Origin of the sequence: Heliomicrobium modesticaldum Ice1 (assembly GCF_000019165.1) — a bacterium.
GTDB lineage: Bacteria > Bacillota > Desulfitobacteriia > Heliobacteriales > Heliobacteriaceae > Heliomicrobium > Heliomicrobium modesticaldum.
The window spans coordinates 756,425-777,567 of the sequence record NC_010337.2; the positions used below are offsets into that span (position 1 = coordinate 756,425).

21 protein-coding genes and 1 pseudogene are annotated in these 21,143 nt (G+C 51.9%); 1 reads left to right on the forward strand and 21 read right to left on the reverse strand.

Annotated features, from left to right (window positions below; translation table 11 throughout):
* Nucleotides 1–87: 87 nt before the first annotated feature.
* Nucleotides 88–408: an integrase core domain-containing protein gene (locus HM1_RS03400; RefSeq protein WP_012281883.1), complete on the reverse strand. Its 321-nt coding sequence runs from the start codon at nucleotides 406–408 to the stop codon at nucleotides 88–90.
* Between the two features lie 74 nt (nucleotides 409–482).
* Here HM1_RS03400 and HM1_RS14390 point away from each other — a divergent pair.
* Nucleotides 483–1,709, forward strand: a pseudogene (locus HM1_RS14390) (ISL3 family transposase).
* A 154-nt stretch (nucleotides 1,710–1,863) separates the two neighbouring features.
* Here the strand turns inward: HM1_RS14390 and HM1_RS03415 are convergent.
* The 20 genes from HM1_RS03415 to HM1_RS03515 form a co-directional block, all read right to left on the reverse strand.
* Nucleotides 1,864–3,060, reverse strand: a complete 1,197-nt coding sequence (locus HM1_RS03415; RefSeq protein WP_257720229.1) for an FkbM family methyltransferase — start codon at nucleotides 3,058–3,060, stop codon at nucleotides 1,864–1,866.
* 199 nt (nucleotides 3,061–3,259) lie between these two features.
* Nucleotides 3,260–4,015, reverse strand: coding sequence for a transposase (locus HM1_RS03425; RefSeq protein WP_012281885.1), 756 nt, complete (start codon nucleotides 4,013–4,015; stop codon nucleotides 3,260–3,262).
* The gene (locus tag HM1_RS16095; RefSeq protein ID WP_012281886.1) at nucleotides 4,002–4,337 is read right to left on the reverse strand and encodes a hypothetical protein; all 336 of its coding nucleotides are present in this window, start codon (nucleotides 4,335–4,337) and stop codon (nucleotides 4,002–4,004) included. Before HM1_RS16095 ends, HM1_RS03425 begins: the two co-directional genes overlap by 14 nt.
* Nucleotides 4,338–4,358: 21 nt before the next feature.
* Nucleotides 4,359–4,610 carry a hypothetical protein gene (locus tag HM1_RS03430; RefSeq protein WP_012281887.1) on the reverse strand — a complete coding sequence of 84 codons (252 nt, stop codon included), beginning with the start codon at nucleotides 4,608–4,610 and terminating at the stop codon, nucleotides 4,359–4,361.
* A 439-nt stretch (nucleotides 4,611–5,049) separates the two neighbouring features.
* Entirely contained in the window at nucleotides 5,050–6,060 is a 1,011-nt protein-coding gene (locus HM1_RS03435; protein ID WP_012281889.1) for a UDP-N-acetylglucosamine 4,6-dehydratase family protein, read from the reverse strand.
* 111 nt (nucleotides 6,061–6,171) lie between these two features.
* Nucleotides 6,172–6,723 carry a hypothetical protein gene (locus tag HM1_RS03440; RefSeq protein ID WP_012281890.1) on the reverse strand — a complete coding sequence of 184 codons (552 nt, stop codon included), beginning with the start codon at nucleotides 6,721–6,723 and terminating at the stop codon, nucleotides 6,172–6,174.
* Between the two features lie 99 nt (nucleotides 6,724–6,822).
* Entirely contained in the window at nucleotides 6,823–7,263 is a 441-nt protein-coding gene (locus HM1_RS03445) for a flagellar protein FlaG (RefSeq protein WP_012281891.1), read from the reverse strand.
* Between the two features lie 103 nt (nucleotides 7,264–7,366).
* Nucleotides 7,367–9,172, reverse strand: coding sequence for a motility associated factor glycosyltransferase family protein (locus tag HM1_RS03450; protein ID WP_012281892.1), 1,806 nt, complete (start codon nucleotides 9,170–9,172; stop codon nucleotides 7,367–7,369).
* Nucleotides 9,173–9,250: 78 nt separating this feature from the next.
* Entirely contained in the window at nucleotides 9,251–9,892 is a 642-nt protein-coding gene (gene fliS, locus HM1_RS15915; RefSeq protein WP_202943747.1) for a flagellar export chaperone FliS, read from the reverse strand.
* A 26-nt stretch (nucleotides 9,893–9,918) separates the two neighbouring features.
* Nucleotides 9,919–10,326: a flagellar protein FliT gene (gene fliT / locus HM1_RS03465; protein WP_012281894.1), complete on the reverse strand. Its 408-nt coding sequence runs from the start codon at nucleotides 10,324–10,326 to the stop codon at nucleotides 9,919–9,921.
* Between the two features lie 3 nt (nucleotides 10,327–10,329).
* A complete protein-coding gene (gene fliD / locus HM1_RS03470; protein ID WP_012281895.1) occupies nucleotides 10,330–11,910 on the reverse strand; it encodes a flagellar filament capping protein FliD in 1,581 nt (526 codons plus the stop codon).
* A 200-nt stretch (nucleotides 11,911–12,110) separates the two neighbouring features.
* The gene (locus tag HM1_RS03475; RefSeq protein WP_041313243.1) at nucleotides 12,111–13,337 is read right to left on the reverse strand and encodes a flagellin N-terminal helical domain-containing protein; all 1,227 of its coding nucleotides are present in this window, start codon (nucleotides 13,335–13,337) and stop codon (nucleotides 12,111–12,113) included.
* A 146-nt stretch (nucleotides 13,338–13,483) separates the two neighbouring features.
* A complete protein-coding gene (gene csrA / locus HM1_RS03480) occupies nucleotides 13,484–13,747 on the reverse strand; it encodes a carbon storage regulator CsrA (protein WP_012281897.1) in 264 nt (87 codons plus the stop codon).
* On the reverse strand, nucleotides 13,748–14,209 hold the full coding sequence (gene fliW, locus HM1_RS03485) for a flagellar assembly protein FliW (RefSeq protein ID WP_012281898.1): 462 nt from the start codon (nucleotides 14,207–14,209) through the stop codon (nucleotides 13,748–13,750).
* A gap of 42 nt (nucleotides 14,210–14,251) precedes the next feature.
* Nucleotides 14,252–14,662: a DUF6470 family protein gene (locus HM1_RS03490; protein WP_012281899.1), complete on the reverse strand. Its 411-nt coding sequence runs from the start codon at nucleotides 14,660–14,662 to the stop codon at nucleotides 14,252–14,254.
* A 233-nt stretch (nucleotides 14,663–14,895) separates the two neighbouring features.
* The gene (gene flgL, locus HM1_RS03495; protein WP_012281900.1) at nucleotides 14,896–15,825 is read right to left on the reverse strand and encodes a flagellar hook-associated protein FlgL; all 930 of its coding nucleotides are present in this window, start codon (nucleotides 15,823–15,825) and stop codon (nucleotides 14,896–14,898) included.
* 43 nt (nucleotides 15,826–15,868) lie between these two features.
* Nucleotides 15,869–18,079: a flagellar hook-associated protein FlgK gene (gene flgK, locus HM1_RS14395; RefSeq protein ID WP_012281901.1), complete on the reverse strand. Its 2,211-nt coding sequence runs from the start codon at nucleotides 18,077–18,079 to the stop codon at nucleotides 15,869–15,871.
* Nucleotides 18,080–18,348: 269 nt separating this feature from the next.
* Nucleotides 18,349–19,800, reverse strand: a complete 1,452-nt coding sequence (locus tag HM1_RS03505; RefSeq protein WP_041313246.1) for an IS200/IS605 family accessory protein TnpB-related protein — start codon at nucleotides 19,798–19,800, stop codon at nucleotides 18,349–18,351.
* Between the two features lie 302 nt (nucleotides 19,801–20,102).
* Nucleotides 20,103–20,717, reverse strand: coding sequence for a flagellar protein FlgN (locus HM1_RS03510; RefSeq protein WP_012281904.1), 615 nt, complete (start codon nucleotides 20,715–20,717; stop codon nucleotides 20,103–20,105).
* Between the two features lie 47 nt (nucleotides 20,718–20,764).
* A complete protein-coding gene (locus HM1_RS03515) occupies nucleotides 20,765–21,058 on the reverse strand; it encodes a flagellar biosynthesis anti-sigma factor FlgM (protein ID WP_012281905.1) in 294 nt (97 codons plus the stop codon).
* Nucleotides 21,059–21,143 lie beyond the last annotated feature (85 nt).

A 21,143-nucleotide genomic window follows, 5' to 3' on the forward strand; every position in this document is an offset into this window, starting at 1 on the left:
ACGTCGGCCTGTATAGGGAACGTCAATTAGGCGGTCGACGTCGGGCTTTGCGCTTTAGCCTGCCTGGTCTATAGTCCGGTACCTATGCTACAGTGTGACAATAAAAGCGGGTACGTTCCCATCCGCCATCTGTCGACAAAACTCCGCAGGGGACATATTGTAGAGGCTGCCGTGGATTCGCCTCTGGTTATAAAAGTCAATGTATTCTCCGACCACTTGGTAGGCGTCTTGGTAGGATTCAAAGGTATGCTTGATGTAGCACTCGCGTTCCAGATTTGCATAAAACGATTCGATATGGGCGTTTTTGTTCGGCGTCTTCGGGGGAATTCGTTCGTGTTCAACCTGGTATTGTTCGCACGTTTCCTCAAACACACGGCTGATAAACTGCGGTCCATTGTCGGTTCGCACAATTGGCTTCTTTTCTTTTTGGTTCCTCGCTATTTTGTGTGGGTTGGCAATTACAGAAATGATAAAATGGAGCTATGAACAACAAAGATTTATTCCAATTAGCCCTCGGCTTAACCCCACCATGGTTTGTCTCTGAAGCCCGGTTTAACGCCGAGGCACAAGAACTTCATATTACGATCGACTTCGTACCCGGAAGCTCATTTGCTTGCCCGGCTTGTGCTGAAGCTGGCTGCAAAGCCCACGATACAAAGGAGAGATCTTGGAGACACCTGAACTTCTTTCAGCACAAGACCTTTATCCATGCATCTGTTCCTCGAACGAAATGCGACCGATGCGGGGCAGTCCGTCAGGTAACGGTGCCGTGGAGTCGGCCGGGCAGTGGATTCACCCTGCTCTTTGAGGCCTATGTGATGACACTCATGAAAGAAATGCCTGTTAAATCAGTCGCGCGAATTGTTCACGAACATGACTCGCTACTGTGGCGAATCCTCCACCACTATGTTCATAAAGCTCGCCGAAAAGAAAACCTGTCGACCGTCGAGAAAATTAGCATCGACGAGACGGCTCGGGCGAAAGGGCATAAGTACATCTCGATGGTTATTGATGCCGACACCCGGCGAGTGATATTCGCAACAGAGGGAAAAGGCGCTGATGTTCTTCCGAAGTTTAAAGAAGATTTTCAATCCCACGGGGGTAGTGCCGAGAATATTACTGATGTTTGCATGGACATGTCCCCGGCCTTTATTTCAGGTGTAGAACGACATCTTCCAGAAGCAACGATAACCTTTGACAAGTTCCATGTGATCAAGCTAATCAACGAAGCGGTGGACCAAGTTCGACGGGAAGAGCAAAAGACAATGCCGGAATTAAAAGGAACTCGTTATATTTGGCTTAAAAACAAAAAGAATTTAACGATGAAGCAAAAAGCGATCATGGAAGATGTGCTGACCCAACGTAACTCAAAGACCGCCAAGGCATATCAGCTTCGACTTACCTTCCAAGAAATGTACGAAAAAGATCCTATGGACGCACCGATGTTCTTTAAGAAATGATACTTCTGGGCCACCCATAGTCGGCTAGCGCCTATGAAAGAAGTCGCAAAGACCATGAAACGCAATGAGAAGGGCATCCTGCGCCGGTTTGTCTCTAACATCACAAACGGATTACAAGAAGGAATCAATAGCTTGATTCAAGCAGCCAAGCGTAAAGCGCGCGGGTACCGCTCAGTACGCAACTTCATCTCCATTATATACCTGGTTGCGGGTGGGCTCGATATTTCCGTAGCACCGGCGAACACTTGATACAATTTCAGCAAACAAATGTTCACCCACACAAAACAGCGAAGAACCTTCAGAAGAATATTTTATCAAAGATGCGTGGGTTCTGACGTCGACCAAACATCGAACGTTGTTTGGTCGACGTTGAGGCCGGTGCTTCCGTAAACAGGCGTAATGACTACGCCTTTGTCGCCGGTTTGCAGTATAAGTTCACCGCGAAGGGTCCTTCCATATTGCAGCGAACATACATGTCATAATCAGCCAGTTTGCTGATCATTAAGGGAAGGTTCGTCAGATCGATCGTATTATGGTACAAGGTGATCACCATTTTCGGTTTATGGGACCGAATCGTTTCGCTCAATCCCTGGATGACTCGTTCTTCAAATCCTTCTACATCCATCTTGATATAGCTGACCTTCTCCAGTTGCTGGTCGGTCACGAACTCATCCAGTTCGACGACTTCAATATTCTGCTCACCCATCTCGTCGGACAGGAACGACCAGGGTGCGCCAGACTTGACCGTCACCCCTTTGACCAGACCGGAGCGACCATCACAACCCTTGTTCACCGGAACGATGATGTGATCCAACCGGTTATCCCGGATGTTGTCCACGAGCCAGTCAAAGTTCGCCTTGATCGGCTCAAAGGCAAAGACCTTGCCCGTAGAACCGACTTTGTCGGCGAAAAATATGGCCGTATCCCCCCGGTAAGCGCCCACATCGAGCACCACGTCCCCACAATCAGGGTAGACATACTTCATTCTGTACAGATCAGCGATAAACTCTTTTTTGATGTAGGGATCGTTGATGCCCTTGATCAGGTAATCTTTGTAGCGGATTACATTATCATCCGAAATCGTTTCACGGGTTTCATTTTCAAACAGGGTCGCGATGGTTTCATCATTGGCTAACCGGGAGATCCAGGTCAGCAGGTAGGTCATCCGTGATTTTTGATCCGAAAGCAGTTCTAGGACCGCCTGGATATCCTCCATGACCTGGGCGTTCTCGTAAGATTCGGGCAGGGAAAGGTCAAAGTTCGAAAGGGTGATGACCTTCCCCGTATAGTTCGTTGATTGCCGCAAAGCGGTCATTTCACGGGAATAGTAGTTCCCGCAGGCGACGACCAGACAGCCGAGCTTGTCGTTCACTTCATCTAGATGTTGGACCGGAAAGACAGAGATGTGGATTCGCCTCTGGTTATAAAAGTCAATGTATTCTCCAACCACTTGGTAGGCGTCTTGGTAGGATTCAAAGGTATGCTTGATGTAGCACTCGCGTTCCAGATTTGCATGAAACGATTCGATATGGGCGTTTTTGTTCGGCGTCTTTTGGGGAATTCGTTCGTGTTCAACCTGGTATTGTTCGCACGTTTCCAGAACCTACGCAATCGAAATAGCACCAAGCAAATGAGCGACCTCTTACGGTTAACCGATTTAAGGGCGATACCAATTCTCTCTTTAAATGTTTAAATTATCCAGTCGACAGTTGCATTTATCCTACGCAATTTTATGGAAAAAAACACCTTGTTTATACCAGTGCTTCGATAGGCAATCCCACCCTTTCACCCTTGGTCAGCTAGGCAGTAGATAAGCCCCACTCCCAGACCCAACGATATAGATGTAAAGATAACCACCTCGTCGCTTCGCGCATCTCATCAATGAGATATCGAAGCGGCACATCTCGATTACGAGAAGAGGCAGGGAGGTGGTGAAAGAAAAACAATCGCTTAAGATTAAAAGCCAGCACTTGAAATCCGATCATTGCTTTGATCGCCACCGAATCGTGCACGAAGCAGTGGTCCAAGGCGTTGAACGTCTTAAGGTTGCGAAATCCAATATTCTCAATATCCCAACGAGCGGCGGCAATTTGTGCGATCGTCTGGGTATCCGCTTTTTCGGATGAGCATGTGGTTGCTATCCAGCGCTCCACCACATCAGTGACAAAGACTTCTTTGTTTGCTTCGATGACTGTCTTGTTGGTATGACGAATGATTTTTACGATTCGCATGGGCACGCGAACTTGCGGCCATTGTGCCAATCCCTCTTCGTCCCAAGCTTGAACGTAAACGGTATTCCCCTTTCCATCTCTTTCTTCCCAAGTGGAGTCCGGAAGCCGGTTCGCAAAGCAGGCATTTGCCTCTTTCATTATCCGTCGACGTTCTTCTTTCATGCGAACAACTACATGAGCGCCTGCATCCAGAGCGGCATGAATGACGGGTGCTTTGGCAAACAGCGCGTCTAACGTGTATACATCCGTTATTTTTCCATAGGTCTCGGCCATACGTCGGATCAATCGTTGGGCGACGGTGGTTTCACCTTCATCCTTGTCCACCCCATCCTGAACAGTCATAAATCAGGTTCGCGTTGCCGCCAACCTGTTGGGCGACTACGACCGCATGATAATAGTCGGTGGTTTTGTCGCGGTGTTCGCGCGTAAGGCATTCGGGACAACGATAGGCCTTGGTGTGGAATAACTCCACGCCATCGATGGCAGTCACTCGCCAACCATTGATGCTTTCCTTCTGCGGGCCGCGTTGCTCCTTATATCGCTGGATCACACAGTTATGCTGCTTTCGTTGCTCTTTTAGATCCCATTTCATCAAGGCTTGTCGCACCGTATCATGTGATGGCAATCGAATGTTTTTGGGAACCAATTGACGGAATACCCCGGTTTTTTACCAACGGTCCATCTGCTCCATACTTTCCATACAGAAAAAGGCGCCAAAAAAAGCGACGGTAAAAATGGCTGGGGCTTTGATACGGGGTTGTTTGCGACCATCCTTTGCTTGACGGACCATCTGCGAAAAGCCATATACCTTTGAGGCGTACTGCGTAAAATGTTGAATTAGTCGGCCCGCTTTTTTTCCACCAGGTGTTCTACAAAAAATTTTCTGGACTTCTTCGAGTGGCTGTGCTACGCTTTGCACTGAGGATTCCCCCTTTGTTCAGTGTTTTGCTTTGCAACAACTCACTTCGACAAAGGTAACGGGAATCCTTTAAAATTTTCTGGAAATTAATCTAATTATATCCATTTCCCCGTGGGAATTGTCGCGTTTTCATGACAATTCTCCAACAGCGCCTCAGACAGGGGATTAGCAGACTTTTTTATTAAAGATGCGTGGGTTCTGACTTATCACAGGTAACATTAGATTCGCAACTGCGAAAGTTGAGTTACAAAAGGATATTAGCATTGCATAGTTGTTATTGGTCAAACCGCGCTTGTGGAAATTAGTGGTTAACCGATCACTCATGCATCAGGCTGTAACGCACCATAATATTACGACCTCTCTTCGCCAATCGTATGTGGGGCGATTCGACAAATTCTGTTTTCATCCTCTTGAGCACCCCGTGGCGGGACATGTTTGTCTAATCTTGAAAAACACCTTCCATCAGCAGCAGTTGGCGCAGTTCCTCCTTTGGAATAGGAGCGATTTCAGCCGAACTGACCGTCTTGGGTCTATCATCATCGACTGCCCTCTGTTCGTCCAACATGGGCAAGACGTACATATCAGGCAACTCTAACGCCATGGCGCTTTCGTCAGGCGTCATCAATTCCTCAAAACGCTTTTCGCCGGGCCGCAAGCCGATCGTCTCTATCTCAAGATCAGCCGATCGTTTACCAACGATAGGGGCATATTCCTCGACGACAACCTCAACCAGATCCTGCAGACGGATAACAGGCATCTTCAAGACAAAGACCTCGCCGCCTTCGGCCAGTTCCCCGGCGCGTATCGTCAAATTGGAGGCCTGAGACAAGGTCATCATGAACCGGGTCATCTCCGGGTCGGTCACGGTAATCGGCCCGCCCCGGCGGATCTGCCGCTTAAAAACTTCAATGACACTCCCCCGGCTATTGAGTACATTGCCGAAACGGACGGCTGAAAAGACAGTTCGGCGCGTTCCCCGAGACTGTTGAGCCGCAGAAATAAGCCGTTCTGCCAAGAGTTTCGTAGCGCCCATCGTGTTGGTGGGGCTAACCGCTTTGTCGGAGCTGGTGTAAACAACGCGCTCCACATAGTTAACCAAGGCGGCGTCAATGACGTTTTGCGTGCCCACCACATTGGTCTGCACCGCTTCGTACGGGTTGTATTCACAGAGCGGGACATGCTTCAGGCTGGCCAGGTGGAAGACCACCTGTACACCTTCCATGGCGCGCTTCAACCGCTCCTTGTCACGGACGTCACCCAGCAGGTAGCGAAGCCCTGCCTGTTGGGCATACTCCTGCTGGAGTTCATACTGCTTCGCTTCATCACGGCTGAAGAGGCGCACCGTTTTCGGCTGGCAGGCAAGGATCTTCGGCAGAAGGGTCCTGCCCAGCGAACCGGTGGCACCGGTAATCAGCACCACTTTTCCGCGCAGGTATTCTCCGTACCCCATCCGTAATGCCGGTTGATGAGGTTCTTCCTCATCTAACGATTGTAGCGATGAATAGACATCAGACATTCTCGTCATCTCGCTTCAATTTTGAAGGTATTTTTCTTGTTGTCGTTAATTTTCGATAAAGCTCTTCTGAATCCCTTCCAGCCAGGGGGTCAATTCATATTTTAACAAGTCACCGATAAAGACCGTGTCCCGCGCTAACATGGCTTGTTCCAATTCGCTTAACAAGTCGACAAATCGGCCTTGGTCGTAACTGTCAACCGCCAATAGGATGGCTGAAGTATCGAGAAAACTTAACCCTTCCGCGAGAGCTTCCATCTCTTCCCAAGCACCGGCGTCCTCGCCACGGTAGAATCGATCGGCCAGGTCAGGCAAGCCACGAACAAGTCGCTGTACATATTCCTTTACCGACTCCGCCAGTTCTAACAGCGCCGTATCCCTCGATTGAGTGATGAGGCGCGCCTCCTTGTCAGGCGTAACATTGCTCTCTTCTCGAATCAACAGGTCCCACGCTTCCCCATAGTCAAAGCTCTGTTCAGCATACTGAAAGCGGGCAATCACCCGTTCCGGATGCCTTTTGAGCCATTCGTTCAGCAAGGCCTCAATCTGATGCGCTTCTGACGCTTCTCCGATATATTCCTCATCTAGCCATAGCTTCATGTCATTGTTTCTCCTTCGGCTCATTGTTTCTCCTTCGGCGACATGTGCGAAAAGAGAGACAAAATGCCCCTGTCTCTTCTTTTATCTGTTGCCCATCATTTATACCTTCTTGTCAAGCAGGATCCCGACATATTCTCTGAGCTTTGCCATCGTATCCAAAAACTCTTGTGGCGGGAACTCTCGAAGAACGCGGTTATTGCGCTGGTCATAGACTTGAACTGAAAACTGTTCCATCTCTTCATGCCACTGCAGGCGAATGTCTGTGTTGATCGCCAATAAAAAGGCATTCGTTTCTTGCATCATGCGGATGACCGCATCTTTTGAAAAGCGAAAAAAAGATTCTCGGGCCACAAGATCGATCAGCGTTTCTTTTTCATTGCCCGCTGCGGTCTTGGGAGAACTTAGAGCAGGCTCCGACTCCGATTCCGGTATAACCGCTGCCGGTGAAGTCCGGGACAGCCCCACCTCTGCTTGGGAGACCCGTTCACGGCTTGGCGCTATATAGTTGCCATCCATAGCTTTTATGCCTGCCAATTCCATGGCCTTCACTCCTCCATATCAAGAAAGCATTATACCTATCTACCTTAATTATCGTAAAAAAAAGCAGCCTGCTTAATAACCGATCTTCCCTTGCGCTGGTTTTTCAATTCCAATCGGCCAACCCGTAGCGCAGCTGGTGCAAAGCTGCTTCCACACCGCGCAAAAACAAGGGAACTTCCCGAAAAGCAAAGCGTTTTTTCTCTTCCAGATCAAAATCCAACGCATCAGGCAGGTATTTCTTTATGATGTGCGTCTCGTTGCGGATCAGGTATACGACCAGCCCGTTAAAACCACGCTGATTGAAGAGAAGCCACAAGCCCTGGATCAGCTTTTGGTAACTCGCCTGAGCACGCTCCTGTTCATTATTCTGGCAACGCTCCGAAAACTGTTGTAGCTGCTCAAAGATCTTCCGGATCTCCAACGCCGTATCATCGAGAATCTTTTCCACCCGTTTGGCCAGCGGTTTGAGGCTCCTGGTGCGGATGCGCGGGAATGCGAAAGGCGGCTTACCGACAGAGTCTCCTTCCAGAAGGCTCGGCATTAGCACTTCCCAGTCTACATAGTCAACACCGGCGATTTTCGCCCCTCGCCGCGCTGTATTCACAAATGTGACCGCACCAGAAATCTGGCGAATAAAAAGCTCCATATTCTGACGCATGATTTGAAAACTGTCATTCGTGTACACCGTACCGCCGTCATTGGCTTCAATCGGCTGATACTTCTTCCGGTCTTCTTCGCTCGCTTGAGCGATCGCCTCATTGACACCGGTTGCGTACCGGCGATCATCAATAAATGCCAGGTCTTGCCCTGCCAAGATGATCCGAGAGATGCCCAACTTGGAAAGAAGCTGTATCGTCACCACGGCAATGGACGGGGCATCGATGATAACCTCGTCGGGGTTGACTCCACCGACGATCTCCGCATAGACATTGTCCTGGTTGAGAATGAAATGAGCTTGCGGCCCTACATGTTCACTGACAATATCGCTGTAAATAGTGCTGCCGAAGACCAGCGGAATGCCCTTGTCCAGATTTGGCCGCAAGATATTAAAGTTGTTTACAAAGGGATCATAAGAAACAAACATGTGCGGCGCGATTCCATGATGAACCAAAGCATTGACACTTGTCCCGGCGGCGACGATGATCGTCTTCTTTTCTTTTTTCAACCTTCTCAGATAAGGGATGGCTTCGGCTAGGGACGGTCCCGATGCCGTCATCACCGCCGTCTGTCCCGCAAAAAAATCTTTGTGCTTGAACACTGAATCTGTCCGCAAGATATGCGGCAGGTTTTTTAGCGCATTGGTAGCCCATTCCTTTTGAAAAGGAATATTCATCTCCAAACTGTCCACATAGCTCGTTCGCAACGCTTTCATCCGTTCTTGAAAGGAACGGTAGGCATCAGGAAAGCAGCGTTGTACCGACGGGATGGTGAGTATCGTCCAGTCCGCCTTCATCTGTTGGATAATCTCTTGGAGAAACCATTCCTGCTTCGGACGATGCCCGTCAAAAGCCAAGTGTTTCACTTGCTGCCAAGGGAAATTCGTCCAGTCTCTTTCGTGCAAAGACGCTAAGAAAACAGTCCCGTCGGGTTCGTATATATGCAATTGCACTCTGGGATTGATTCTTACCAAGGCTTCCAGGTGATATCCTAAAGCTAACCCAAAAACAACGATATGACGGATACCCTTCAGGTCCTGCTGGCTCGCCCATGTCTCCGCTTCTTGGATTGGGTTGTAGCGACTATGCAAATACACCCCACCTTGAGGCGTGCAAAACTGGGCAGTTGGCACGCCGGGAACCCGCGAGGCTACAACCTCCACCTGATTATGGGGCGCCCATCCCTGGAGTTGTTCAAGGATCACCGGACAGTATTCCTGAAAGAATCGAATATTGCGATCGATAAGTGCCATGATTTCAGCCGCCTGTTCCTGTACTCGTCGGACCTCGCCGGTTGACAGCAGGCATCTTATGGTGATGTCTCTGCTGTCTCATGCGTTGACGGGAGCCGGGGATGTCTTTTGAATCCGCGATTGCTTAATCGCCTCCACCCAGGTATCTCTCATGTCTTGCAAAAGTTCTTGAGCATGATTCAGGTGGGTCTTATCTTTTTTTACGTTTCCTTCCACCAGACAGTATAATACAAAGTCATACAAGGCCATCAGCTGGGAGGAGATCTCCTGGGACATGTTCAGTGTTTCCATGAGTTCAATCACAATATCTTGAGCACGGATGATCCGTTGATGGGCTTCCAGCATATTTTTTTCGTCAATGGCCACGATGCCTTTCTTGATGAACCGCAGCGCGCCATCGTAGAGCAACGTTGTCAATTCTTCCGGCGGGCTGGTCATGATCTTTTGCGTCATATAGGCATCGGCATTGCTTAACTGATTCCCACCCATTTGGCGATTGAGCGTCCCTGTTGTCGTCAACGCTGCCGTTTGCGGCGCAACAAAGGGATGGCCGACACCGTTGGGAATCTGGTTATTTGCAGAACCGTCTGGCAGCCTCGGCGACACCGTTTGCGACGGTGCCGATGCTATCGTCCCTGCCGTTGGCGCCTTTCCGCCATTTTTCGCTGCGCTGTAGGCTTTTTGCGCCGCATAGGCTTGTGCTGAATTCCACGGATTCATGCAAGCGTCTCCTTTTTCCTCTTCATTTATCTTCGCTGATCGAATCGATTTTCCAGATGATTCGTCTCCATCCTATCATAAGCGCCAACAGTATCCATCTGCCGCTTTACCTCTTGCATTTGTCGGAGCAGTTCCTCTTTGATATCACGATTGAGACGAACTATCTCCATCCACTGCGCTTCTTGCTCCGATTGAACAGATTCTTGCGATGCCGCTTGCTGCCGGACGCAGGCGTCGATGCGTATTTGCAGTTGTTGCCGCTGCTCCAGCATCTCGTTGAACATCTCCCCGTCGTTCCTTCGCAGCACCGTCAACATTTGTGTGGTAAGAAAAAGATAATCCCCCCAGAGGCGACTTGCATCACAGCGTTCCTCATCGTCTCGGCATCCCCTCGGCTTCTGTTTATCATTCGCTGCGAAAAAATCCTTATCCATCCCTTAGCCTTTCGCGCCAAACTGCTGCGACAGCCAGGCGCTTTGGGCATTCGCCCGCTGCAACGCTGTCTCCAGCGCCGAGAACTGTCGATAGTATTGGTTTTCGAGGCGATGCATACGCTCTTCCATATCATCTAACTGCTTGTTATACCGGCGCAACTGTTTCCCCAGATCGCTCATATCGTCAGCGCCAGGCAGTGTCCCGGCTCGGACTCTCATTTTATCCATCGCTTCTTTTAGACGGTCGTAGAGACGGACAGCCACACCGCTTCGACTCAAATCATTGATCTTATTCTCCGGATTAGAAGGGTCTGCCTTAGTCACTGTCGTGCCAAAGAGCTCACTAACCACGTCAGGATTCTCCGTAAGCGCTTTGAGAAGAACGTCTTCGTTGAGATACAATTTGCCACCTTCGCTGTACAGGCCTGTTGTGATGCCGATGGACGACAAGGACTTATATTTTCCCTTTAATTCACCGATCGCATCCGATACAGCAAATCGCATCTGCGATACCAGATTGCGCAGGGACGACTCATTGCGCAACAGGCCGCTTTTGGCCTTTTCCTCCCAAAGCTTGATCTCATTCTCCTTCATAGCCCGCTTTTGCTCATCTGTCAACGGAAGAAAGTCTCGATAGGTCTTTTCTTTCAATTCTCCGTTGAGTTTATTCAGCATCTCATTGTATTTATCGACAAAATCTTTCACCGTCTTTACTGTCCCTTCCAGATCGGGACTCACTTGAAGGGTCACTATCGGCTCTGCCGTGCCTTCTGTCTTCTGCAAAAAAGAATAGACGACACCTGCCACTGTCAAAGTGTTCTTAGAAAGATTGCTATAGGTGATGCCGTCGATCTCCACTTCCGCCGCCGTCCCTACCCATTTGTAACCTACATTATCCGGCGTTCCATCGCCGTTAACATCCAACGACCAGTTGTCTGTCGGCGAGGCGCCGAGCTTGAGTTTCCCTATCATTTCTTGGGCCTGTGCGTCTGTGGTTCCGGTAAAATCAATCTTTGTCGTCGGCCCCTGTTCTGTCGTATATAAAAAGACTCGATCAAGATTGACGTCATAATTGGCTTTGACGCCGGCCCCGGCTTTATTTATATTGTTCACCCATTCGTAGATGCTTTTGTTCGGATCAACGCTGATCTCCTTGCCATTCAGCTTCATCGTGAAGACATCGGTCGACGTCAGCCCCAAATGGGTTTTTAATGCGTTCTTGTTCGCATTCGCTGTGGCGCTGATCGCCGCTTCACTCCCCTTAGTGACGCCTTGGGCCAGCGACTTCACTTTGACCATATGGGACGTGTTAGCCGCATCGGCCGTAGCTGTCGCCGTCACCGCGATGCTATTTCCGGAGGTAACGCTCTTGGGGCTTGTCGAATTCGACAGCTTCAGTTTGAATATAGCATCGCGAAAGTCGCGCAGCTGACTGTTGAGGTCAATGATCTCGGTCTGTCTCCATTCCGTTTGCACCTTCTTTTGGTAAATCTGATCCCTACGGACAACATGGCCTTTCATCATCTCTTTCACCATCGCATCGATATCCATCCCGCTGGCCAATCCGCCGATCCGCATGGTCATGGGCAATACCCTCCTCACTCGAAGAAATCGACTATCGCAACATCCCATCTTCTTCTTGATGCGCTAATCGCTCTTTCTCTTATTATCGAACACTTAAGGGAAAACTTAAGGGCAGCCAGTTGTCAAGGGCGTGAGAAGGAAACAAAAAAGACCCAGCATCAGCTGGGCCTTTCTCTCTTTGCGGTTCCCTACGTATAAAATTAACGGAGCAGGCTGAGCACGTTTTGGGGCGCTTGGTTGGCTTGCGCCAGCATGGAGTTGGAGGCCTGTTGGAGGATGTTGAGACGGGTGAAGTTCATCATTTCCTTCGCCATGTCGACGTCGCGGATCCGGGACTCGGAAGCCTGGATGTTTTCTGCCGCCGTGTCAACGTTGCGGATGGTGTATTCCAATCGGTTCTGGAGGGCGCCGAGCAAGCTCCGCTGGGCAGAAACTTTTTCGATGGCCTGTTGAATCCGCTCGATCGCGACAGCTGCACCCCACTTGCTGCTGATGTCGACACCGCTTAAATCGAGTGCTTTGACACGCATGTCATTAATAGCAGCAAACGTAGTCTGACCCGCGTTAGCTCCGATCTGGAACATCATGGAGCCTGAAAGTACGTTCTTGGCGTCTTCGTTTTTCCCGAAGACAAAGGTAATCGTCTCCCCAACCTTCATCCCACTCAATGCAGCAGAGATCTGCAATGCCTGAGCAGCACTATTCGCCGTAATTTGACTACCAAGCCTGATACCAGATGCTGAAATATTAAGGAACGTGGTATCACTTCCAGCCAAACGACCGCCGCTATTAGTATAAATCGCAAAGTCACCAGTGCTCATTGAGGCGCCAGAAGTATCTTTCTCCCGAACCAGGATGACAGCGCCATTGATTTTTACACCACTTGCAGCCGCTTGTCCTTCACCGATATTCTTGAACATATCCTGAAGAGCTTTCAATCCGCTAAGTTTGAGGGAACTATTATTATTGATCTGAACGACACCGTCTACTTTCTCCCGCGGACCCGCCGCGCTGCCTTCCAGGAGCTTCTTGGTGTTAAACTCGGTGGTGTTGCCGATGCGGTCAATTTCCAGCTTGAGCTGCTTCACCTCGTTCTGCAGTTCGCGACGATCCGAGTCAGTGTTCGTGTCGTTCGTCGCTTGGACAGCCAGTTCGCGCATCCGCTGGAGGATGTTGTGCGTTTCCGTCAGGGCGCCTTCCGCCGTCTGGATGAGCGAGATGCCGTCTTGGGCGTTCCGGCTGGCTTGGTTCAAGCCGCGGATCTGACCGCGCATCTTTTCCGAAATGGCCAGACCGGCTGCGTCGTCGCCGGCACGGTTGATGCGAAGGCCAGAGGAGAGCTTCTCAATCGACTTAGCTTGGAAGCTTGTGGTCACGCTCATGGAACGATGGGTGTTGATGGCCTGCATGTTGTGGTTGATAATCATGGCTGATTCCTCCTTGAATAGTTAATGGGTGCATCCTTGCCCCATCACTCTGTTTCCGTTCCCGGGAACGGAGGCTTGGCCGGCGTATCGAAGATACCACCCGCCTTACACTCATTATATCGTATTGGCGGCTCATTTCTTTAGTCCTATTTTGCACTTTTTTCTTTTTTATGATCTGACCCTTTGTCTTTCTGCAAGAATGCCGTGAGGCCACTCTTGTCGGCCACAGACTGTACGGCGTCGCGGTTGGCCCGTTGAATCGCTTCAAAAACCTCCCCGCGATGCACTGTCACATGCCGTGGCGCTTCGATGCCGATGCGGATCTGGTCGCCCCGCACTTCCAAAATGGAGATGGTGATGTTCTCCCCGATGACGATGCTTTCGCCGTTGCGCCGTGTCAAGACGAGCACTTACCCGCCCCCTTTTCCGTTGGCTTCTGTGCTTGCTGAGGCGGGATAGAGCCGGTGTTTTGTTGTGTAATTCGTTTTTTCCAAGACAACCTGCGCCGCCTCACCCTTTTTCCGATTGATCACCAAGGGAGCCAGGAGATTCGTCGTCATGTCGTGGTAGTTATCGGGCACCGTGACGATCGTCCAGATCTCGCCAAGGTTGTTTTCATCAATGCCGATATGGCGCACCTGCTCAATATGAATGGGCGCATTATAATCCGGAAAAAAGGCAAAGGGGGTAACGAGCAAAAAGGCCAAGGGCGGTGTCATGATGGACTGTAAAAAGGCGAAAGCATCCGCTTCGGCGCAAGGCAACAGGACAAAGGCCTTCTCCTGAGGAAAGCCGGGTATACCCTGGGGAAAGCGAATCACTGCTTCATCGGGCACATCCAAGACGCCAAAGCGCTCCGTCTGAATGCGCATTCTACTCCTCCTCGCAAGTCACAGATTGAGCCTGGCTAGAAGTCATACCAATTGATTGACAATCCGTCCTGTCAAGGAACCGGCCGAGGTCATCACCCAGTCGATAGCAGGCGCCTGCTTCTCATAACGGACGATGGGCGGATCGAGGCGGGTCAAGCGGATCTCAACGTTGTCTCGGAAATCGAAGGCGCTCAATCCCGCCTCAACAGCGGGATCGCCCTTGTTCTCGATCCGGGCCATGCGATCACCTTCTGCGGCGATGCGGCCGGTGAAGGCGAGCATGGCTTGACGGCCCTGGTCTGCCTGCTCGCGGGCGACGACAGAGGGGTCTTTCAAACCGATGGAGGCTCTCACGGGGGTGTTATCGATGGTGAGGACGCCTCGCGGCTGGCGGATGCGCGGTTCAAAGCCACCAGGAAAACCGGACATGCCGCTGGGAATCATGACTGCCATAGGTTCAAGCCTCCCTTCCTCGCGCCGAAGGGCGCTGCTGCTCAAAACCAGAAGCTCAGATCGGGCTGCTCAACCCAGAAGCTCAAACCGGGCTGCTCAACCCAGAAGCTCAGACCGGGCTGCTCAAGCTCAGGCAGACCGGTCTGTCCGGTCAGATCGCTCCGGGCCGATTCAACATAACCTGAGAGCAGCTCTCTATGTTGCGCCGGATCGACTCATCGTACAAAGAACAATCAGCGCAAGAAGTCCACCAGCGACGGCTGGATGATGCGGGCGCCTGCCGAAAGGGCAGCCCGGAAGACGTTCTCCTGCATGCGCATGTTCGTGTATACCTGAGCCATGTCGGCGTCTTCCCGGTCGGACAGGGCTTCGGTGATGTGCAATTGGAACTCTTCCAAGCGGGACTTGGTGAAGTCGATGCGGTTGGCCCGGGCGCCGACGGAGGCCCGCTCTTCATTGACGCCGTCGAGAAACTTGTCGGTAATGGCCAGGTACGTATCCAGGTCTTCTGTCGTATTGGCATCCTTCAGCGTTTTCGTCAAAGAATCCAAGAAGTTGAAGAGGTTTTTCTCCGGTTCCGGCACGGGCGAGCCTGGCCAGTTAAAGTCGTTGCGGACGAAGACATTCGTTCCTTTTGAGTTCATCGCCACGACAGCCTTGGCATCGATCTCCACGTTGATGTCGCCGTTGTTCCCGTTCCACTTCCAGTAGCCGTTGGTGTCTTTGGCGCAGGGCGGCCTATCGGTATTCGTCCCGGCAAAGATGTAGCGGCCGGCAATGGTGGTATTGGAGACGTTCTTCAGATGGTCATTCAATTCGCTGATCTCGTCGGCGGTGGCCTTCTTGGCCTCAGTTGTCGTCGTGCCGTTATCCGCTTGCAGGATCAGTTCGCGCACCCGCTGCAGCACGTTGTTCACTTCCGATAAGGCCGAGTCGGAGTTCTCCAGCCACGTCTGGATCTCGCTGGTGTTTTTCATGTATTTGTTCACCTGTACCAGGGTGGAGCGGTGAGTCATGATCTGCACGTTTTCCATGGGGGCATCTTCCGGTAGCCGGTATTGCCGGCCCGTGGACAGTTGGAATTGGGTTTTGTCCATCTTCCCGGCAACATCATAGAGGCCTGTCAAAAAGCTTTTTGACATCATCGCTTGGGTTACTCGCATCGCGCTCACCTCATCACAGATAGGGTTGCCCAATCGTCAAGGCTTACCGCCCGACGATCCCCAGGCGGTGAATGATCGTGTCCAGCATCTCGTCCATGACGTTGACCATGCGGGCCGATGCGTTATAGGCCTGCTGGTAGCGGATCATGTTGGTCATCTCTTCGTCAAGAGAAACGGACGATATAGATTGCCGCTGCTTATCGATCGTGTCGGTCAAGACCGTCTGATTATCATGCATGCGCTTCGCTTCTTGCCCTGCCACGCCAAGGTCGCCGACAACATTGCGGTAGAAGTCGTCATAGGTCATGGGATTCAAAAAGTCGCGGATTTTCTCATACTTCAGGTTGGCCAGGGCCAAGGCGTTGCGGTTATCGCCGACAACGGTGGTGCCTTTATCGGAGGAGGTGCGCGACGGCTGTGAGCAGGCCAAGGTGGAGGCTGTCAGTTCCGGGTTGATCTCGATGGAATCAATGCGCTTGGGATTAGAGATTTTGTCGGCATTGTCGACGAAGAATTTCCGGTCGCTGCGTGCCATCGTCGGATCTTTGCGCAGATCTGCTTCGGAGACGCCGGCCATGTGGACCTCATTGACAGAACGCACGACGACCAAGGCCAGTTCATTCAGTCGGCGGCGGGCATCCTGAATCAGCCCTTCCCGCTTGGTGATCTGGAATTCATAGGCGCCTGCCGGCGCGCCTTCCCAGATGGGCGAGAAAGGCGCCATGGCCGCCGCATCGAAGACCATCCGTTCTTTGCCCTCTTGCATCACCGTCACCCGCGAGCCGACGACTGTCGTCGTCATGGTTCCCAAGACCGAACTGGATGCCACGGAGATGACGGCGTTCTGCCCGTTCGACACAGTGATGTTTGCCATCGGCGTCCAGGCAGCCGATACAACAGGCGGCGAGGGGAAGGTCCCGAGGGTGAATACTCCCGATGCGCTCACATCCTTCACCGTGTTGAAGATAACCTGCAGGCCGCCCGCCGAGGCGGTCTTGGCCAGCCTGGCCTGAATGCCGCTCTCTCTTGTGAAGGCATTGACTTTGTTGATAAACGAGCCTACGTCATCATTCTTGTTCAGGAAGATGTTGAAGGATTTGCCGCCGTAGCCCATGGTGATGGTGCTGGCCGTGGCAAGGGGAAGGCCTTTCGCGGGCAGGAACAAGGTGGCCGACACAGGCTTCCATTCGCTGCCGATGGTGAAGCGGTAATTCCCTGCCGGGGCAGCGCTGGTAAGATGCAGCGATGACAGCTTTTCAATATTCAGCGAGCCCGCATTGGCGCTGATCTGCCAGTCGAATTTGTCGCTCCCGAAAAGGGTTGTCTCTTTTCCGGGAGGCACCAGGGAGCCTCGCGACTCCAAGATTCCTTGCAATTCGCCGGCATTGAAATAGGCGCTCTGACCGGTGTCCCACTTGATCTCATAGAGGGCCTTGTTGTTCGCATCAGGTGCATCATAATAGGTAAGCGTGCGGAAGCTGACGCCGTCGACAAGGGTTCCATTGCCTGCCGATACACTGACCATGCCGCTGGCATCTTCCGAGACAGTGATGTCAACCAGTTTGGCCAATTTGTCCAGGAGGATGTCCCGCTGATCGCGCAGGTCATTGGCGTTCTGCCGGTGTCCGCCAAGGATGCTCTTGTCCGGGTTTCCACTCTCGATCCGCTGAATCTGACTGTTGATGGACGCGATTTGGCGGCCATAGCTGTTGATGTCGTATACCATCTGGGCCAGCCGGTCGTTGAGAGACGATTCTATCTGGTCAAGTTGCCGGCTGATGTGTTTGAGCGTCTCAACGAGGGCTTTGCCGCGCTCAATGACGACGGCGCGCGCCGCCGGCGGGCTGTCCGTGTTGGGGGTGACGTCCTCCCAAGCCTCCCAGAACTGATCCAGCACACTGGCTAAGCCTTTGTTGTCACTTTCGGCGAGGAGAGACTGCAGCCGTTGCAGCGTATCGGACTTGACCGACCACGCACCGAGGGTGCGGATCTCTTTGCGGTAATTGAGGTCGAGAAACGCGTCGCGGTAGCGGCGGATCTCACTGACATCGACGCCCGTCCCAATCTGACCGGCGCCATAGACGCCGTGCATGGACGGTTCAAACAGGGACGCTGTTGTTACCGAGACGATGGTCTGCCGGGAGTAGCCTTCTGTGTTGACGTTGGTGATGTTGTGTCCGGTCACGTCTAATCCGATGCGGTTGGCATTAATGCCACGCTTGGCGATTTCCAAACCGAAGAAGGTCGAAACCATGCTATGCCTGGTTTCCAAAACCGTAACAAATTGACTTTGCTTTGGTTTTGACACGCTGGCGACTACCCCAGCGCGGGAGATCTCACAGGATTCGATCCCCTCGGATACAAGCCATCACTTGTACATCACGGGATGTTTCTATCGCCTCGAATGCCGTGGGCATCCGAGTCCGCCGCAATGAGGGGTGTTACCCCATCCGTAAAGAAACACCGTCGTCTTCGCCTTTCACCGCGTGTACGAAGACGATTATGTACGTTACGCTACAAGTTCTAGGTTAGTCCGAGGATCTCTTTCCGGTGTGACCGCCAAAACTCAGGCGTTACACTTCCTTTCGTGATGATTTTCGCTTCTTTTTCGATCCGCTGATGGATCATGGCCCATCGTTTCCATTCGGTAGACGGACTTTTCGTCGGAAGGAGTTTTTCCCGCAAGAGCCTCGGGACTTTTTCTTTCATCCCATAGGCCCTTCGGGCAATGACCAGGGCCGCGCCGTGGTGAACGTCCAGACCATACTGGTGGGTATACTTGTACAAGCCGATCTTCGACGTAAAGGCGGGCTTCACTTTCGTATACTCGATCCCGTTTCGGATACAGGCCCTTTCCAGCATCGTGAGCATCTTTCGATAGATGAACTGGTGCCGGATACGCGAGAATTTACGCCGGGTATCTTGGTCGTGTTCGAACTTCAAGTCCTCAAAGGCCACGCCGCATTGGCGATCCTTCGCGTATTGAATGACTTCCTTGACCATCTCGCCAATCAGATTTTCTCGTCGATTGGATCGGGCATAGGTCAGTTCATGCCGGGCGATAGCGGTGTGATGGCGGTAGTTTCCGGTGCGGTCGATATGGGTGAGGGCAAAACCGTCCGGGTTCGTATCGATGCCGACGAGGCCCGCATGCCCGGTGTATTCGACCTTGTAGGCCCGAACCGCCGCTTCGTCAAAGGTCACATGCACATAGTAACGACCGCGCCGCCGGAGGATTTCAACCTGGTAGGCGTCGCCCGTGTGGAGGTAGTCGATCAGCATCTGGCGGTAGTTGCGCCCGTTGACCCTTCCGGTCTTCTTCGACTTCTTTTGGGCGATGTAAAGGGGAACGGTGACTTTCACCGAAAGACCGGATTGGGTTTTGGCGAGGGTGCTGATCTCCAAGAAAAGTTTCTCGTCGTGATAAAGGATGCGAAGGTTCGGATTGCCCTTCTTGGTTTTATCGCCGCGAGCGTAGACGCGATTGGAGCGTTTGTCCCGCCACTTTTCGATGGAAATGGTTCCGGCACAACGCTGATGGAAGGTTTTCTTGCCGTCAAAGATGACCGGAGGAATGGTATTCGCGGTGAGAAACTGTTGATAGTAGTCGCGTTTTCGTTGGCGCTTATCGAGCTTGGAAAGAAGGGCCTTGCGTTTTTTTTCGGACTTCACATGCTTGAGTTTTTTCTCGACGGCTTCGGCTTTTTTAGCATAATTCTTCACGTACTCGGGGAGAAGTTTTCGTTGGGAAATAAGTGTTTGGCGGGCGTCTTCCACGGCGTCCTTGGCTTGGCGGATGTTCAGGCCGTAGCGAGAAGCCACATCCTTTTCGATGTCGCCGACGCTCATCGAGCCTTCGATCATCCGTTGAAAGCTGTAGCGAATGGCCGATGAAAAAATCCGCATCAAATCGTCTACGGCGGTTTTTGCTTCATCGGAGAGGGCCGGAATCTCGCCGCGAGCGGTGATTTTCATTCCCGCACACCCTCTTTTTGCAATTGATCGAGGGTTTGTTTGATCTTTCGCCCGCCTCGTGCGCCATAGATCCGGGCGCTAAAGCTCGTAATGATGGAGACAAAGTCTTCTACCATTTCTTCATTCAGTTCAGTGGGGGGTAACGCCGAGCATTAGACTGGCTTTGGAAATAGAAACCGATGGATTCATGGATAAAGACCTCCGTGCTATCCTCTTTATCGAGTTGGACGAATAGTCTGAGCAAAAAGTTCCGCTTTTTTCCTTTTTGTTACGATTTTAGGAGAGCTGTTTAACCTCCCTCATCAAGCCCGCCTGTTGAACAGAGGTTGCCGTTCCGCTTCTCTCTCCCCGTCCGGGCCGTAGCTCGGTGTAACATCCTGGACAGCTTGGGTGAGCATGTCGTAGAACTGATCGATGAAGCCAAGGGAAAGGCGGAGCATCTCTTCATTGCGGGCATTTTGTTGTCTCAAACGCTCTACCGCCCCCTGCATTTCCGTCAGAGCGGCTTGCAGTTTGGTCCGCCATTCTCCCGGCAGATGGGGAAGCAGCTCGGTCATCGTCATCGAAGCTGACGGCGTCGGTTTTTGTACGGCCTGTCGAGCCGCTTGACCCGGCACTGTTTCACTGGTGCTCGCGTCTGCGATGCCGAGATGAGCGATGATTTCCGCACAGAGCTTCAGCCTCTGTTGTTCCAACTGTCCCGACTGAAGGATGAGCACTTGCTGCATCTCCGTGTTTTTCTGGATCTCTTGGATGTCTGACTTTTTAATGGCTTCTTCCTGTCTCTTAGCCAAGCGGAGCAGCCCCTGCATCATCCTCTGCTGCGCAGAAAGCAGCTCATCGAGGCGCTGAAAAAGGCCCCCCCGGGGGTTTCCATCGGCGGGATAACCCGAGGGGACCTGTTCGCTCGTCTTCATCCCAGATCACCCGTTTTCTTACGTAATATCTGGCAGGGCTCAGCCCATCAGGGCCGGCGGAGCATCTGCTCAGCGATCTGCAAGCCGGTCACATGGTAAGTCCCGGTTTGCACCGCTACCTGCAAGGCCCCGATCTTGTCTGTGCGCAGATCCGGCGCTTCTTGGATCGCCTTGACAAAGCCTTGCAATTGCCGAGCTTCCTCTGAGATGGACAGCGAGTCACGGCTTGGCTCAGGCCGCTGCGATCCTTTGACTTCGCTGTTGCCGTCGCTTTTCTTCACAATCGGCTCAATGCCATAGGCCTTGTGTATATGATGAATCGGTTTCGACGAATGGATCATTGTGATCCCCTCCTGTTGTGCCAGCGTTTACCCCGACGAAGCGTTGTTACTGTTCTCTTTATCGTCAGCAGGAAAGAAATCTTTA